Annotated in this window: 14 protein-coding genes; 8 read left to right on the top strand and 6 right to left on the bottom strand. The window is 39.2% G+C overall.

Annotated features, from left to right (window positions below; translation table 11 throughout):
* Nucleotides 1-4 precede the first annotated feature (4 nt).
* Both B4C08_RS02990 and B4C08_RS02985 read right to left on the bottom strand, forming a co-directional pair.
* A complete protein-coding gene (locus tag B4C08_RS02990) occupies nt 5-961 on the bottom strand; it encodes a glycosyl hydrolase family 18 protein (RefSeq protein ID WP_296662676.1) in 957 nt (318 codons plus the stop codon).
* A gap of 14 nt (nt 962-975) precedes the next feature.
* On the bottom strand, nt 976-3792 hold the full coding sequence (locus B4C08_RS02985) for a DNA translocase FtsK (RefSeq protein WP_296662673.1): 2817 nt from the start codon (nt 3790-3792) through the stop codon (nt 976-978).
* Nucleotides 3793-3985: 193 nt separating this feature from the next.
* Between B4C08_RS02985 and rsmI the strand changes: the two genes are divergently transcribed.
* From rsmI to B4C08_RS02955, 6 genes are all read left to right on the top strand, one after another.
* A complete protein-coding gene (rsmI, locus tag B4C08_RS02980; protein ID WP_296662670.1) occupies nt 3986-4735 on the top strand; it encodes a 16S rRNA (cytidine(1402)-2'-O)-methyltransferase in 750 nt (249 codons plus the stop codon).
* Nucleotides 4707-4994: a flagellar biosynthesis anti-sigma factor FlgM gene (locus B4C08_RS02975; protein WP_294015379.1), complete on the top strand. Its 288-nt coding sequence runs from the start codon at nt 4707-4709 to the stop codon at nt 4992-4994. Before rsmI ends, B4C08_RS02975 begins: the two co-directional genes overlap by 29 nt.
* Before the next feature lie 77 nt (nt 4995-5071).
* The gene (locus tag B4C08_RS02970; RefSeq protein WP_296662668.1) at nt 5072-6226 is read left to right on the top strand and encodes an iron-containing alcohol dehydrogenase; all 1155 of its coding nucleotides are present in this window, start codon (nt 5072-5074) and stop codon (nt 6224-6226) included.
* Nucleotides 6226-7038 carry a TrmH family RNA methyltransferase gene (locus B4C08_RS02965; protein WP_296662666.1) on the top strand — a complete coding sequence of 271 codons (813 nt, stop codon included), beginning with the start codon at nt 6226-6228 and terminating at the stop codon, nt 7036-7038. Before B4C08_RS02970 ends, B4C08_RS02965 begins: the two co-directional genes overlap by 1 nt.
* Nucleotides 7039-7094: 56 nt before the next feature.
* Nucleotides 7095-8204 carry a glycosyltransferase gene (locus tag B4C08_RS02960; protein ID WP_295797719.1) on the top strand — a complete coding sequence of 370 codons (1110 nt, stop codon included), beginning with the start codon at nt 7095-7097 and terminating at the stop codon, nt 8202-8204.
* A complete protein-coding gene (locus tag B4C08_RS02955) occupies nt 8201-9244 on the top strand; it encodes a hypothetical protein (protein WP_296662662.1) in 1044 nt (347 codons plus the stop codon). The genes B4C08_RS02960 and B4C08_RS02955 overlap by 4 nt, the downstream gene beginning before the upstream one ends.
* Here B4C08_RS02955 and yfcE read toward each other — a convergent pair.
* Nucleotides 9216-9773, bottom strand: a complete 558-nt coding sequence (yfcE, locus tag B4C08_RS02950; protein ID WP_296662659.1) for a phosphodiesterase — start codon at nt 9771-9773, stop codon at nt 9216-9218. The genes B4C08_RS02955 and yfcE overlap by 29 nt on opposite strands.
* An 86-nt stretch (nt 9774-9859) precedes the next feature.
* Between yfcE and lspA the strand changes: the two genes are divergently transcribed.
* Together lspA and B4C08_RS02940 are read left to right on the top strand one after the other, a co-directional pair.
* Nucleotides 9860-10405 carry a signal peptidase II gene (lspA, locus tag B4C08_RS02945; RefSeq protein ID WP_296662656.1) on the top strand — a complete coding sequence of 182 codons (546 nt, stop codon included), beginning with the start codon at nt 9860-9862 and terminating at the stop codon, nt 10403-10405.
* Nucleotides 10406-10408: 3 nt separating this feature from the next.
* Nucleotides 10409-10777 carry a hypothetical protein gene (locus B4C08_RS02940; RefSeq protein ID WP_295797701.1) on the top strand — a complete coding sequence of 123 codons (369 nt, stop codon included), beginning with the start codon at nt 10409-10411 and terminating at the stop codon, nt 10775-10777.
* 201 nt (nt 10778-10978) lie between these two features.
* On the opposite strand, the gene B4C08_RS02935 is transcribed toward B4C08_RS02940, so the two are convergent.
* The 3 genes from B4C08_RS02935 to B4C08_RS02925 form a co-directional block, all read right to left on the bottom strand.
* Nucleotides 10979-12754 carry a dihydroorotate dehydrogenase gene (locus B4C08_RS02935; protein WP_296662654.1) on the bottom strand — a complete coding sequence of 592 codons (1776 nt, stop codon included), beginning with the start codon at nt 12752-12754 and terminating at the stop codon, nt 10979-10981.
* Nucleotides 12755-12797: 43 nt separating this feature from the next.
* Nucleotides 12798-13706 carry an orotidine-5'-phosphate decarboxylase gene (gene pyrF / locus B4C08_RS02930; RefSeq protein WP_296662651.1) on the bottom strand — a complete coding sequence of 303 codons (909 nt, stop codon included), beginning with the start codon at nt 13704-13706 and terminating at the stop codon, nt 12798-12800.
* A 164-nt stretch (nt 13707-13870) separates the two neighbouring features.
* The gene (locus B4C08_RS02925; protein ID WP_296662648.1) at nt 13871-15232 is read right to left on the bottom strand and encodes a PFL family protein; all 1362 of its coding nucleotides are present in this window, start codon (nt 15230-15232) and stop codon (nt 13871-13873) included.
* Between the last annotated feature and the right edge of the window lie 353 nt (nt 15233-15585).

Genomic DNA, 15585 nt, shown 5'->3' with positions numbered 1-15585 from the left:
AAAATTAATCTGAAACAGAAAGAATTTGCCAGAATTCTTTGTCTTCTTGACCAATTCTCCAGAATCCGGCATTTGCAATGTTTTTTTCAGAAAGCATAAGGCATCTTGCTGTTAAGGATTCCTTGTCATCGAACCAGCCTTTTACAGTGATTTCTGTTTTGAATTCAAAGTGCGGAATATCTTCAGTTCTTTGAATTTTTTCCAATGCGGAATTTTCACCGAGGATTCTGTTTATTCCGCTGTTATACCATGCTTTGGAAAAATTTGGTTCAGCCCAGCTTCTTCCATAAAAAGGCAAGCCCATTATTATTTTTTCAGAAGGAATTGTATTTAAAGCGTGATCCGCAATTTTTTTGCACCAGTCCATTCCAGAAACAGGTCCTGGTGTACTTTTTGCCCAGTGCTGATCGTAAGCCATTATAAAAATTCTGTCTGCGCAAGATGCAAGTTCTGTGTAATCATAGACATCATCTTGAATTGACTTTGTTCTTGCAGGAACACATACAGAAAGCATTTTGTCTTTGCCGATTGCTTTTTTCAGTTTTTTAAGAAAAGCCTTAAAATTTTCAGCATCGCGTTTTGGAACAAGCTCGAAGTCAATTTGAAGGCCATCGAAATTTTTTGTTGCTTCTGCCAGAGTTTTAATTGTTTTTTTCGAAACTTTGTATTTCGGGTCGATTACAAAGTGGCTTAGTGAACGGCTTTCACAAATTGCAACAAGATGAACTCTTCCGTTGAATTCAGGCGGAATTGTTTCCCGGTTTGGGATTGAAGGAATTTCTCCGTACTCATTTATTTCTGCGCTAAAGTAGCAAATGTCAGTTATCGGCAAGTCCGCGGAAAATTCGTTTTCATATCCTGTAAGAACGTAGCTCCAAGTTTCATTGAATTTGATTTTATTTTGAGAAAATGCGCGAACTGCAAAAATTGTCAATGCGATAAATGTTATAATCTTTTTCATTTTATTTAGCCTTTTTATGGCATATGAATAATTTCGCGTGGTTTGGAACCGTTTGCAGGTCCTACAATTCCGCGCTCTTCCATTTCTTCTACAAGCCGGGCTGCCCGGTTATATCCAATGCTCAGTCTGCGCTGAATATAGCTTGCGCTTGCTTTTCCAGCTTGAACTACAATGTCCAGAGCTTTTTCATAAAGAGGATCTTCTGCGCCTTCTCCAAAAAGAGAAAGCTGATCTGCGTTTTCGTCATCTTCATCATCAACGAAAATTTCATCGTCAATGTATTCCGGCTCGCCCCAGGCTTTTACGGCTTCAACAACATTTTCAACTTCCTGATCGCTTACAAATGCTCCTTGGATTCTTACTGGGAAAGGATCTGTTGCGCTGGCATAAAGCATATCGCCTTTTCCAAGAAGTTTTTCTGCTCCAACTTGGTCGATAATTATTCGGCTGTCCATTTTTGCGGCAACCATGAATGCAATTCGGCTTGGAATATTTGCCTTTATGAGACCTGTAATTACATCTACGGAAGGACGCTGTGTTGCAAGAACGAGGTGAATTCCAACTGCACGGCTCATTGCTGCAAGTCGAGCTACAACGCCTTCAAGAGCTTTTCCTGTTGTTGCCATCAAGTCCGCAAACTCATCGATTATTACAATTAAATACGGAAGTTTTTCCGTTGCTATGTGCTGCTCAACAATTTTCCGATTGTAGTTTGCTATGTCGCGGCATCCCATGCTATCTAAAACTGCGTAACGGCGTTCCATTTCGCAAAGGCAATATTGAAGTGCTTGCATTGCTTTTTTGGGTTCCGTTATGACCGGAGTTAAAAGATGCGGAATCCCATTGTAAAGTTTAAGCTCGACTATTTTCGGGTCAATAAGAATCATCTTTACTTCATGCGGATTCCGTTTGTACAAAATGCTTAGAATCATGCTGTTTACGCAGACTGATTTTCCGGCTCCTGTTGAACCAGCAATCAAAAGATGCGGAGTTTTTACAAGATCCATTATTTGAGTTTCGCCTTGAATATCTTTTCCAAGAACAACAGGAACTGCCATTTTTTTCCATTCATTTCTTTGCTGCTCAATGCATTCCCTGAACGAAACAATCGCACGGTTTTTGTTTGGAACTTCAATTCCTACAGCGCGTTTTCCAGGAATTGGAGCGACAATGCGGACTGAGCTTGCCGCAAGACGCAATGCAATGTTGTCTGAAAGTGCTACAATTCTGCTTAGTTTTACTCCAGGAGCAGGAAGAAGTTCAAACATCGTTACAACCGGACCTTTTCTTATTCCTGTAACTTCTGCATCGATTTTAAATTCACTTAAAGTGTCTTTTAGGCTTTTTGCAGCCTGCTCGGTTTCTTCGTCGATAATCCAGTATTTGTTTTCGTCATAAGCTGTGAGCAAGTCTGTGGAAATTTTATAAGGACCGTTGTTTTTCTTTTTCGGTGGAAGCGGAATTGGCTTTGTGTTGCCGTCTTCTGTTGTTGTAAATGCGATTGGCGCGGAATTTTTTTCTTGAGATGGAATATTTTCCTTTTCAACTTGAATGCGAGCGTCTTCTTCCATTTTTGAAAAAACACTTTCAAGATTTGAAGGTTCGGATTTTTCTTCTAAAGTATTCTCTTCATTTATTTCAGCATTGAAATTTTCAGCTGGAATATTTTCTTTGTAATCTGCATTTTCAAAAGAGATTTCTTGAGTTTCTTCTGGCTCTTTAAAATTTTCTTCAGAATCAAAATCTTCTATTTCAAAATCGTTTTCAGTTTCATGGTTTTCATTTTCGCCTGGATATTCTTCGGTTTCGTCTTTTATTTCAAAGTCGTCTTCCGAAAGTTCTGTTTCATCAGCTTGAGTTTCTGTTTCAGAAAATTCTGATTCCTCTGGCTCGTTTTCATCTTGAATGTCAAAATATTCGTTGTCTTGTTCTTCTAAAAAATCTTCTGGCTCTTCAAAATCAATGTCGTAATCAATTTGCTCAGAAGTTTCCAATTCTTCCTGCTCAGCTTTTGAAATTTCTTCTGTCAAATCCATTGATTTTTTTTCAAACAAATCGATTATGTCTTCTTCATTTTTTTCGGCGGAATCTTCGTTTTCAGGAATTTGAATTTCTTCCTGAACAGTTTCATCGTGTTTTTCTTCTGGCGCGGAAACTTTGCCTTTTACATTTCCTTCTGAATCAATTGACCAGACGCCGCGAACTTTTTTTTGCGGAATTTCAAAATCAAGCTCTTCTTCAGGAATTTTTTCCTCTTCTTTCTCTTCCTGCATTTTTTCTTTTTGCACAGAAATTTTTTGCTTTGGAAAATTCAGTTTGCTCTTGATAATTGTTTTTATTTTTTTGGGATTAATCTTGATTTTTTTTATGTCGATGGAAATTTTTTGTTCTACTGCTTTTTCAAGGTAAGTTGCGGCAGTTACGGCAAGCAGATACTCAAGCGCAACAAGGAGAAACGCAATGGCTACCAATGTGAAAATTTTAGCAAAGGCAATCGGGCTTGTGTCCTGAGCTGCAATAGCCTTGGAAGTCCGCTCGGCGATTACAAGTGTAAAAAAAGGAACAATACTTATTAAAAGGATAAAAGCTCTTTGAACTGACCATTTTGCGCTTAAACAAAAAGAACCTGCCACAAAGAAAAACGCAGGAATTAAAATGGAGCAAATTCCATAAACAGAAACGAGCATTTCTCCCATTTTAAAAAGAATATTTTTTCCTGAAGAAAGTCCAAAGTCCAGCGCGCCAAGAAAAAGACCTATAGAAAATAAAGCCGCCACGCAATACAAGGCAATTCCTGTAAGAGTTGCGGCAATTCTTTCTTTTTTTGTCATTGTATTTTTACCTTCTAATTTTGCTTTGATAAGTTTAAGAGCTAGTTTCTAGCAGAAGCAGATTTTAAAACTAGTCCTCGTTTGATTATCGGTTTTTTTTCTGCGAAGTTAAGCCGTGATGCTTTAATAAAAATTCCAAAGCTGCTTTTTAAACATTGCAAAAAAATATTAGTAATTGTATACTATAAATACGGTGTCGGAATTATATATTGTAGCTACGCCTATTGGAAATTTGGGCGATATGACTTTTAGGGCTGTTGAGATTTTAAAAAGCGTTGATGTTGTTGCGGCAGAAGATACTCGCCACACGCTTCAATTATTGAATCATTTTGAAATTCGAAAGCCTTTGGTTAGCTGCAGGGCGCAGAACGAGCAGTTTGCGTCTGAAAAAATTATAAAGCTGCTTGATGAAGGCCAGAAAGTTGCTTATGCAAGCGATGCGGGAACTCCTGGAATAAGTGATCCGGGTGCAGTTCTTGCTGGCCTTGCACGCAAAGCGGGCCATTCCGTTATTCCGATTCCAGGGGCAAGTGCTTTTGCGGCGTTGGCAAGTGTTGCAGGTGCTGGTGGAAAAACTTTGATTTTTGAGGGCTTTCTTTCACCAAAGCCTGGCAGAAGAAGAAGCCGTGTAAAAGAGCTTTTGGAAACTGGCGATGCAGTTATTTTGTATGAAAGTCCGTTTAGAATTGTAAAACTTTTGGCGGATATTGCCGATATTGAAAGCAGCCGTCGTGTTGTTGTGGGCAGGGAGCTTACAAAGCTTCATGAGGAAATAACAGAAGGCACGGCGCAGGAAGTTTTTGAAGATTACAGTTCCCGTCAGAAGATTCTTGGGGAATTTGCTGTTTTTATTTCAGGAAATAAAAATGTCAAGATTTCAGAAGAATCTTCCGATAAAATAAGAGAGGCAAGATATGATGATAAACAAGATTTCAGAGGTTAATGCTCTAAACACATTGCAGAACACAAAGCGTTCAAATAATGTTGCAGGTTCTCAGTATGCGTCTGATGAAATCAGTGTTTCCGATGAAGCCAAAGCTATGGCAGAAGCTATGTTTATGAATAAAGTGGCAGAGGAAACTCCAGATGTTCGTTCAGAGCTAGTGGAGCAGATAAAGCTCAAGATTCAAGATCCAAATTACCTCAATGAAGCTACGATTGCAGCTACTGCGGATCAAATTCTTAGCGCTTACGGTTTGTAATTTCCGTATTTTTTTGCAGGGGATAAATTAGGGCGGAATAGTTCCGCTCTTTTTTTTTGCAGGAGTTTTTTTCTGATATGGCAGATTTTATATTCAAAATTTCACCTAATATTGTTCTTGGTTCTTATACTGCGACTCGGCTTGGTCAGTATGCGTTGGAGTATGGCTCTAATTTTTTAGTTTTAATGGATCCTGTTCTAAAGGAGTCTGGAACAGCTTCAAAAGTTACGGCATCTCTTAAAGAAAGAAATGTTGATTATTTTGTTTTTGACGAAATTCCGCTTGGAGCTGACTCAGAAACTGCAAAAGTTGTTTTAAAGCTTGCTCAGGATGCAAAAGTTCATGGAGTTATTGCTGTTGGCGGCGGAAAAACACTTTCGCTTGCCCGCATTGTCTGTGCTCTTTATTACGAAGATTCCAAGAGCATCTACGATTACATTGATGAAAATTTAGTTCCGCCTAAAAAAATTCTTCCGCTTATCTGTCTGCCTTCAACGAACAGAGATAATTTTATTTTTACAGACAGAGCTTTTATAACTGATGCGCGTTCAACAAAAGTAAAGCTTATAAAAACGCAAAACGGACTTTGCAAGCTTGTTATTTGGGATCCGAATCTTCAGATGGCTTTGACAGAAAAGCAAATTTCTTGTATGGCAATTGAAGCCTTGGCTTTTGCGGTTGAAGGATATTTAAGCCAAAAGTCTACATTTTTCAGCGATATGATTATTGAAAAATCTGTTCAGCTTTTGAGTTATGCAGAAGATGGCGCGCCGAATCTTTCTGTTACAACTCCGCAGGAAGTTCTTTTGGCTCAGGGTGGCTGTATGGCTTCTTTGGGTGCTGCTTCAAGTTCTTTTGGAGCTGCAAATCTTCTTTCACTTGCAATAAATTCAAGATATAAAATTTCCCGCTCTCTGATTTCTGCAATTTTGCTTCCGTATATTATTGAAGATGCGGCTTCGTTTAAGGCGGAAAAACTTGCTGTTCTTTCGCATCTTTTAAATGCTTCTCGCCCGGAAGATTCAGTTTCTTCAGCTGTTGCATCTCTTGCTGACTATGTAAGGCAAAAAATTGCAAAGATAAATATTCCGGCACGTTTAAAAGACCTTTCGCTTTCTATAGAGCAGCTTTCTGTTGCGGCGGAAGATGCAGGCGAACTTGAGCTTATGAACAGTCTTCAGCGCAGCATGACAACTGACGATTTGTTTGAAATCATAAAAAAGGCTTACTGATGATAAATCCTGGAAAACTTTTTCAGCTTGAACCGGGACAGAAAAGACGCAAACTGGCTCTTACTTTTGGCGAGCTTGAACGCGATATTGCCGGCATTGCGGAACACGGAACTGAATATAATTTTGCGGGAATGACGCGCGCTGAATACACAAAAACTGTTGCGCAGATTGTGCTGGATGACCCAAAACTTCCAAAAAATGCCGCAGAAGAATTAAAAAAACTTATTGAAGCAGAAGACTTTGATGAGCGAAGGGTTTGTAATTTTGCCCGGAATTCTTTGCTAGCTATAATAGGAACTTTTCCAGCTGAATGGGATTTAGTTATTGCGCCGCATTCAAATGCGAATCTTTGTGTCCAAAGCAGAAAATTTTTTAAAGGCGTGAGTGTTTATGCAGAAGATATTCGCTCCCCGTTTAACATAGGCTCTATTTTTAGAACTGCAGAAGCGATGGGCTGTGAAAATGTTTTTATTTCCCCGAACTGCACAGATCCAAATCAGCCTCGTGCATTAAGAAGCGGAATGGGCTGCATAGAAACTTTAGGCTACAAAAGATGTTCACTAGAAGAACTTCCGCAAGACAAGCCGGTTTTTGTTTTGGAAACAGGCGGAACTCCAATAACTGAATTTTCTTTTCCAAAAGAAGGAATTGTAATTATTGGCTCAGAGGAACTTGGAGTAAGCCCTGAGGCGTTAAAAAGAGCTGATTACGGAAGAGTTTCGATTCCGATGACAGGATTAAAAGCGTCTTTAAATGTTGGCGTTGCTTTTGGAATTCTTATGCAGGCTTGGGTTCAGTCGCTTTCAGATTAAAATTCATTGAAAACAATTCAGATTTACATTAAAATTCGCTCATAGGAAAACAAAAAATGAAAGTTGCAATTGTACATGACTGGCTTGTAAATTATGGTGGAGCTGAAACTTGGGTTGAATATATGCTTCGTCTTTATCCAGATGCTGATATTTACACTCTTGTGTACAATAAAAAGAAGATGGGCAGTCATTTTGCCAATAATAAAATATACACTTCATATATACAAAAGCTTCCTTTTGCTTCACGGATTTATACAAAGCTTTTAAAGTTCATGCCGAATGCATTTGAAGCGTTTGATTTTTCAGGATATGACTTGGTGCTTTGCTCTTCGTCTTGCTGTGCAAAAGGTGTAATTACGCCGCCTTCTGTTCCACATATTGCATATATTCATTCTCCAATGCGTTATGCCTGGGATTTGTTTTTTGACTACAGAAAGAGAAGCGGAAAACTGACTCGCTTTTTTATGAACCGCTGGATTCCTGCTTTGCGGCAATGGGATTTTATTTCCAGCCAGAGAATTGATGCTGTTGTTGCAAATTCAAATTACATTGCCCGCCGCATAAAAAAATTCTGGAATTTGGATGCTAAAGTCGTTTATTGCCCTATAAATACTGAACGATTTTTTCCTGCTGATGTTGAGCCGGAAGATTTTTATGTTGCCTTTTCGCGTCTTGTGCCTTACAAGCGCATTGATTTGGCTGTAAGCGCCTGTAAAAAACTTGGACGCAGGCTTGTCGTTATTGGCGCTGGCTCTGAAATGGAAAACCTAAAAAAGCTTGCAGGAAACGACAAGAATATTCTTTTTGCAGGAAGAGCAGAAGATTCAGAAGTTCGCTCATATCTTCAGCGTTGCCGTGCGCTTATTTTTTGCGCGGAAGAAGATTTAGGACTTACACCTTTGGAAGCTCAAGCTTGCGGCCGGCCTGTAATTGCATTTGGAAAAGGCGGAGCTTTGGAAACTGTCATTGACGGAAAGACAGGTATTTTTTTTGACAAGCAGGAAACAGACAGCGTTGCTTCTTCAATTCTTGAATTTGAAAAGCTTGATTCAAAAGGCACATTCAAGAAAGAAAAAATTATTAGCCATGCGCGCCAGTTCAGCATAGAAAAATCTCTGGAGCAGTTTCAGAAAATCATCAAGGAAACACAGGAAAAGTTAAAATGACAAACCAGACTTTGGCAGACTTGCTTGTTCTTGCACTGCTTTTTATAGGAAACGCCAGATTTGTTTTTGTAAATCATTCAAAAAAAGATTCTCTGTCGATTGCGCCTTTTGCGGGACTTTTTATTGCAATTGTAAACATTTTTGTTTTTACGCTTTCTGTTGAAAATTTTTTAGTTTTTGCGCTTGCATTTTTGTCTGCTGTTTGGAATTTTCGCTCCGTTTTAAGAATGTTCTCTGATGTTATTTTGGATCAGTATGAATTAAAACTTATTTTGATTTGCTCGCTGAATGCTCTTTTTGCTGCGCTGATGATTTTTGCAGTTATTTATTTCCGCCCGATGAGTCCAAAGAAAAATCAGCTGCCGGTAAAGCAAAAAACAGTTTTGTATTCAGGCAACTTTCAAAAAGGATTTTCTAAACTAAAAGAGCCCTTTACAGTTCCTTCTGCAAAGCTTTATAACTTTGAGCCAGAAACAGAAAGTCCTGCAGGAAGAAAAATAATTCTTTTTGCTCCGCCAGAAACTGCCAATTCTGAAATTTACAAGTCATTTTTCTGCAAGCTTGCATACAATGGGTTTTCTGTTTATTCCTTGGATTTTTACAATGAAACTAATCTGGCCTCAAAAAAGGGTGCAGATTTAAAGTGGATAAAGCGATTTTTGGCAATACGGCAAAAGATTTTTGATTCTGACAAATATGAACAGACGCAAAAAAGTTCTGATGTTATAAGCGAAAAGTTTTGGATTTTACTTTCTTTATGCAAACCTACAGAAAAAGATACAATTTTCTTGGTTACAGATGAAGATTTGTCTGGCTCAATGCAATATATAAGTCAAAAAAGTTTTATGAAAATATTCGGCAGTTTTGATTTGGCTTACATAGACGACTACACTACAAAAGGATTTGGCCCTGTTGAAAATACAGAGCCAGTTTTGGGTGCAGTTCTTGGGGTACAGCCGGACAGAAGCGGATATATGTCAAATCATTTGGGTACAGTTCTAACAGATTTTATCAATACTCAGATGATAAGCGGATACTAAGCTTTTCTTCATTGCTTTCTAAGTCTTTCCAGCAGAATCTGTCCCCATCAAAAACTATATAACTGTGCCAGGAATTTTCTTTTGGCAGCGAAACTGACCCTGTGTTTAGGTACAGATATTTTTCGTGCTTAACAATTTTTGGCACATGGAAATGGCCGCAGAGCAAAACGTTTCCGCTTGGCATTTTTAAAGGGTTATTCTTATTAAAAATGTGTCCGTGGGTTGCAAAAATAAGCTTGTTTCCAACATCAAGTATTGTATATTCTGCCATGATTGGAAAACTTAAAACCATTTGGTCTACTTCCGAGTCGCAGTTTCCTCTTACGCAAGTTATTTTTTCTGAAACTTCATTTAAAAGCGCAGTTACAATTTTTGGATTGTAGTCTTTTGGCAATTCATTTCTTGGACCGTGATAAAGAATATCGCCTAAAAGCAAAAGTCTGTCCGCCTTTTCTTCAGTGAATTTTTCAAGAAGTTTTTTGCAGTAAAAAGATGAGCCATGTATATCAGAAGCAATCAGCCATTTCATGCCAAAATAATAGAGAAAATGCGAATCCGCTTCAAGTGCATTTTGAATTGTTGTAAAGTCTAGCGTTTTTATACTATAATCGTTTTATGAATCAGAACACAAAAAATAAACTTTTGCCGCTTACACTTTCTTTTGCGGTGATTCTTCTTGACCAGATTACAAAGTGCCTTGTTGTGAAATTTATTCCGCGTCTTACAGTTTTTGCAGATGATGCTGTAATTGAAATTTTTGGAAAATACCTGCGCTTAATTCATGTCCGCAACAATGCTATTGCGTTCAGCATGGGTTCGGGGCTTTCCGATGGTCTTAGGGGAATCCTTTTTGCATTGCTTCCGCTTCTTGTTATTATTGCAGTTTATGTGATTTATTTTAGAAACAATGAATTTACAAAGCTTCAGTGTTGGGCTGTCTGCGGAATTCTTGGCGGAGGAATTGGAAATTTGATTGACCGTTTTTTCCGGCCGGAAGGAGTTGTTGATTTTGTTGATTGCTATTTCTTTGGGCTTTTTGGAATGGAACGCTGGCCTACATTCAATGTTGCAGACGCTGCTGTGGTTGTCTTTGGAATTATTTTTTTAATAACGTTTGTGTTTCAGGTAAAATCTGACCGTGAAAACAACAAAAAGGAATAAAACATGAACAAAAAAGTTTTTTATCTTCTATATATATTGATTTCAAGTGTTGTGAATATTCTTTTTACCGCGCTGATAATAGGCTCGCTTTTTGGAATTTGCTTTGTCTTTTTGAAATTTGTTTTTCATGCGACTAGTTTTGAAGCATACGGAAACGCGCTGTTTGGAAGTTTTACAATCGGACTTGTATTAAGCTTTTTTTTGTATTCAAAGATTACGACAAAAATTGTAAAAAAATATTCACTTGATGAAAAATTCGGCGGTTCACCTAAAAAGTCAAAAGATTTTTCTGAAAATGCGGCTGCCGCAAGAAAAACAGTTCTTCCAGATTCCGTAAAAGAAGAGGAAGAAGATGAAAAGTGGCGTGAATAGAATGTTTGCCCAAAAGGAATACTTCCTAACTCCCTAAGTGAATATCCCTAAGACCTGAAGTAATACTTCCTAAGACCCGTAGGAATACTCACTTAGGCTCTTAGGGATACTCTCTCAGGGTCTTAGGAATACTCTCTCAGCCTCTTAGGAAGTATTCCTTTAGTTTTTATAAGCTTAATGATTAGAGCAGCAGTGTTTTTGCTATTGTTGTGCAATTCCGCGCAAGTCGTCAATCTTTTTGTATCCGTGGGATTGCATAAATTTTTTTAGCCCTTCGATGATTTCTATCATTGTCTTTGGATTTGAAAAAGTTGCCGTTCCGACTTGAACTGCAGCTGCTCCTGCCATTATAAATTCAATTGCGTCTTGCCATTTTGAAATTCCGCCCAAGCCGATTACAGGAATTTGCTGTTCCTTTGGAAGTGAATTTATTGCTTTTACAACGTCATAGACCATGCGGAGCGCAATTGGTTTTACGGCAGGTCCGCAAAGTCCGGCTTTTATGTTGTCAAACACTGGGCGTCCACTTTCAATATCAATTGCCACTGCTTGAATTGTGTTTATTAGACTTAATGCGTTTGCTCCGGCTTTTATGCAGGCAAGTGCTACAGAAACTAAATCCGGTGCGTTCGGAGATAGTTTTACAATCAAAGGCTTTGATGTTGCTTTTCTAACTGCGCTGACACAAGTAAAAGCTGCTTCTGGAGCTATTCCCCATGCCATTCCGCCTGCCTTTACATTTGGACAGCTTATGTTCAGTTCAATTGCCGGAACTGAAGTTTTCTCTAAAAGTTCTGCGCCTTTTACGTAGGAATCAAGGTCGTGGCCTGCGAGGTTTGCAATTGAGACCGTGTCCAGCTTTAGCATTTCCGGAAGCTCGTTTTGAATAAAATGCGGAACTCCAGGATTTTCAAGTCCTATTGAATTTATGTCGCCAGATGAAACTTCGATAACACGCTCACCGGAATTTCCTTTCTTTGGATTTAGTGTAAGACCTTTTGAACTTATTCCGCCTAACTTTGAAACATCGAAAAATCCGCGGTAGTTTTGTCCAAAGCCGAATGTTCCGCTTGCTGCGATTACTGGATTTTTAAATTTTATTCCTGCAATTTCAACAGTTAAGTTTGGCTCTATGTCTTGCGGCAATGGATTTTTCTTTGCACAAACTGGTTTTTCAAATTCGAGGATTTCAGCGTTAAAAACAGGGCCGTCCTTGCATACCCTGCGGTTTCCTTCTTTTGTGTGTACTGTGCATCCAAGGCAAGCTCCGGCTCCGCAAAGCATCTTTTTTTCTATGCTTAAAAAGCATTTTACGCCTGCTTCTTTTGCAATTTTTTGTATATAGGCTAGCATTGGTGCAGGACCGCAGGCATATATTGCGCTGTACCCTTCGTTTTTTATGGTGTCAGATGTCAGTGCGGCTGTTACCATTCCGTGGATTCCGACAGAACCGTCATCGGTTGTTATTACAAGTTTTTCCGGGTCTACATTTTCCAAGCCATAAGAGCCACTTTTAAAGCTTGCGTAAAAATCATAGCTTTTTGGTGAAAGCGATGAAGCAAAATTTGCAACCGGAGCAACTCCAATTCCGCCTCCGCAAATACAAAGTTTTCCTTCTGCTTTTTCAAAACTGTTACCTAAGGGGCCAGACAGTTCTACTAAGTCGTTTTTAAAAAGGTGGCAAAGCTCAACTGTACCTTCACCTTTTTGCAAGATTAAAAACTGTACCCTTAAAATGGTATCAGATTTTCGTTCGGCATGATAAACACTTATTGGGCGGCCAAACTGAACATTGCTTCTTGCGCTTTTTATAAGATAAAACTGGCCTGGCAAAGGTGAAACTTGGGTTTTTCGTTCAAGTTCAAGTTCTGTTTCTAAAAGAAACACATTGCTGTGAATTTGTTTGCATTCTGTAACTTTTGCATTTCCTGAAAAAAGAAGTCCGTTTCCGTCTTTGTCAATTTCTGGTTCATCCATAAAAACCTCTTGTTAATGACCGTTAGTTTTGTGTTTATTAGTATTACCGAATGTTAGTTAATTCATTCTTTGAAGTTATAGCGGCTTTTGCGGCGGTTTCTACTATGTCATCAAATGAAAGAAATTTTCCGTCTTGCTGTTTTTTTATGCAAGTTGAATCTTTTTTCCAAGCACATAGAATTCCGCGGGAAGAATTTACTGTTCCGCCTGCATTTTTTAAAAGGGTTGCGCAAATGCTTGCGGCTCCACCTTGTGCGCCGTATCCTGGAATCAAAAAGAAAATATCTTTATAGGTTTGTCTAAGATAATTTGCATCACTTTCTTCTGTGCATCCTACAACTGCTCCAACAGGGCTGCAGGTTTGCTCCGAAAAAGTTTCCTTCATCTGATTGCTGAGACGTTCCAGTTCTTTTCCGACTTCATCGAGCACACGGCCGCCCGATTTCAATTCTTTTTGTTCAATATCTATCATTCCCGGGTTGCTTGTTCTAAGCAGAACGAAAATTCCTTTTCCTTTGGAAGCGCAGAATTCTGTAAAAGGCTTTAATGTGTCGAATCCCATGTAAGGATTTATTGTGATTATATCTGATTCAAAATCGCCTGAAAAATGGGCTTTTGCATACGCGCTTGCTGTGGCTGCAATGTCTCCTCTTTTTATATCGGAAATGCAGATTAGCCCGGAGTCTTTTACAGCTTTTAAAGTCTCGGAATAAACTTTAAGTCCTTCAATTCCCATTGCCTCGTAGTAAGCAATCTGGACTTTAAAGCAGCAGGCGCTTTTGTCTTCTGTGATTTTCTTTATTAAAAGTTTATTGTATTCAAGAACAGCTTGCGCCGGAGAAAATTTTTCAACTAAATTCTGCGGAATATAAGACGGATCTGTGTCTAGTCCAACGCAAAGAGGTCCGTTTTTTGCGGCTAGCTCTTGTAAAATTTGCATATTGTGTTTCATGCGCTGATTATACCATGAGCTAGTTTTAAAAGTCTATTGCTGCGTAAAGATGAAAAGAGATTCCCCAGTCAAGCTGGGGAATGACAGAAAATATACAACTTACCCGATAATGGCAGATAAAGTAAAGATGCATTATCCGGCTTGACTGAATATTTTTTTAATAGTTAGTTTCTGAAGCTATGAATTGGAGCTGGGATTCTTCCGCCGCGGTTTATAAAGTCTGCGCAGCCGAATTTGTTTACATCGATTACAGGACAGCCTCCCAAAAGTCCTCCGAATTCAACCCATTCACCGGCTTTTTTCCCTGGAGCTGGAATAAGGCGCACTGCGGTTGTTTTATTGTTTACCATTCCAATTGCCATTTCATCTGCCATGATTCCGCTGATTGTTGTTGCAGGCGTGTCGCCTGGGATCGCAATCATGTCAAGTCCTACAGAGCAAACACAAGTCATTGCTTCAAGTTTTTCAAGAGTAATGGAATGCTGCTTTACGGCGTTAATCATGCCTTCGTCTTCGCTTACAGGAATAAATGCGCCGCTTAATCCTCCTACGTTTGTTGAAGCCATTACACCGCCTTTTTTTACCATGTCGGTAAGCATTGCAAGAGCTGCTGTTGTTCCCGGCGCGCCTGCTCCTTCAAGTCCGATTTCTTCAAGAATGCGGGCAACACTGTCTCCAACTTCCGGTGTAGGAGCAAGTGAAAGGTCAAGAATTCCGAAGTTTACGCCAAGACGTTTTGCGGCTTCTGTACCGACCATTTGTCCCATGCGTGTAATTTTGAACGCCATTTTTTTGATTCCGTCTGCAAGCTCATTGATTGGGCGGCCTTTATATTCGCGGGCGGCGGCAAGAATAACTCCCGGTCCTGAAACTCCAACGTTGATTACAGCGTCTCCTTCTCCCGGTCCGTGGAAAGCTCCTGCCATAAACGGATTGTCTTCCGGCGCATTTGTAAAGACTACAAGTTTTGCGCAGCCATTGATTTCACAGTTGCGGGAAACTTCAGCAGTTTTCTTTATTGTTTCTCCCATGATCTTTACGGCATCCATGTTGATTCCGTTTTTTGTTGTTCCCACGTTTACGCTTGAGCAGACAAAATTTGTTGTTGCAAGAGCTTCTGGAATTGAATCAATTAAAATTCTATCTGCCGGTGTGATTCCTTTTTGAACAAGCGCGCTGAATCCACCAATGAAATTTACGCCGAGTTCCTTTGCGCATTTGTCCAGCGTGCGGCAGTATTCAACGTAGGATTTTTCTCCGCTTGCTCCAGCGATCAGTGCGATTGGAGTTACAGAAATTCTTTTGTTGATGATTGGAACTCCGAATTCTTTTTCTATGTCCTGGCCTACATGCACAAGGTTTCCGGCATAGCGCATTATTTTGTCATAAATTTTTTGATTTGCTTTTTTTGCATCTGAATCTGCGCAGTCTAAAAGTGATATTCCCATTGTTATGCATCGCACATCGAGCTTTTGACGCATGAACATATTTACTGTTTCTTCGATTTCTATAGGTGAAAAAATCATAAATCCCTCAAAGTTCTAAGTTGAAATTCATTTTACTTTATTGCGTGGATTGTTGCAATTGATAGGGCGAAGGTGGATTTTGGGTTTTAATGAGAGATTCCCGTGTCTTTGCACGGGAATGACACAAGGTCTGTGCATGGAATGACAGAAAATTTGTTTGAAAAAAATTTTCATAAAAATTCCTCAAAGTACTTGACAATTCCTGGGGGGGGTATACTTGGAGAACCAAATAAAAGCGATTCTGCATTGCAGAGTTCTTGTTTGGCAAATTCAATTTATAAGGAGTGAACTTATGAGAAAGTTTGCTAAAATTTCAGCTGTATTGGCAGCTATGGTCCTTGCGCTTGCATTTG

This window comes from Treponema sp. UBA753, assembly GCF_002297325.1.
GTDB lineage: Bacteria > Spirochaetota > Spirochaetia > Treponematales > Treponemataceae > Treponema_D.
Note: the sequence above shows the minus strand (reverse complement) of the source record. Positions and strands in the feature narration are given on the sequence as shown.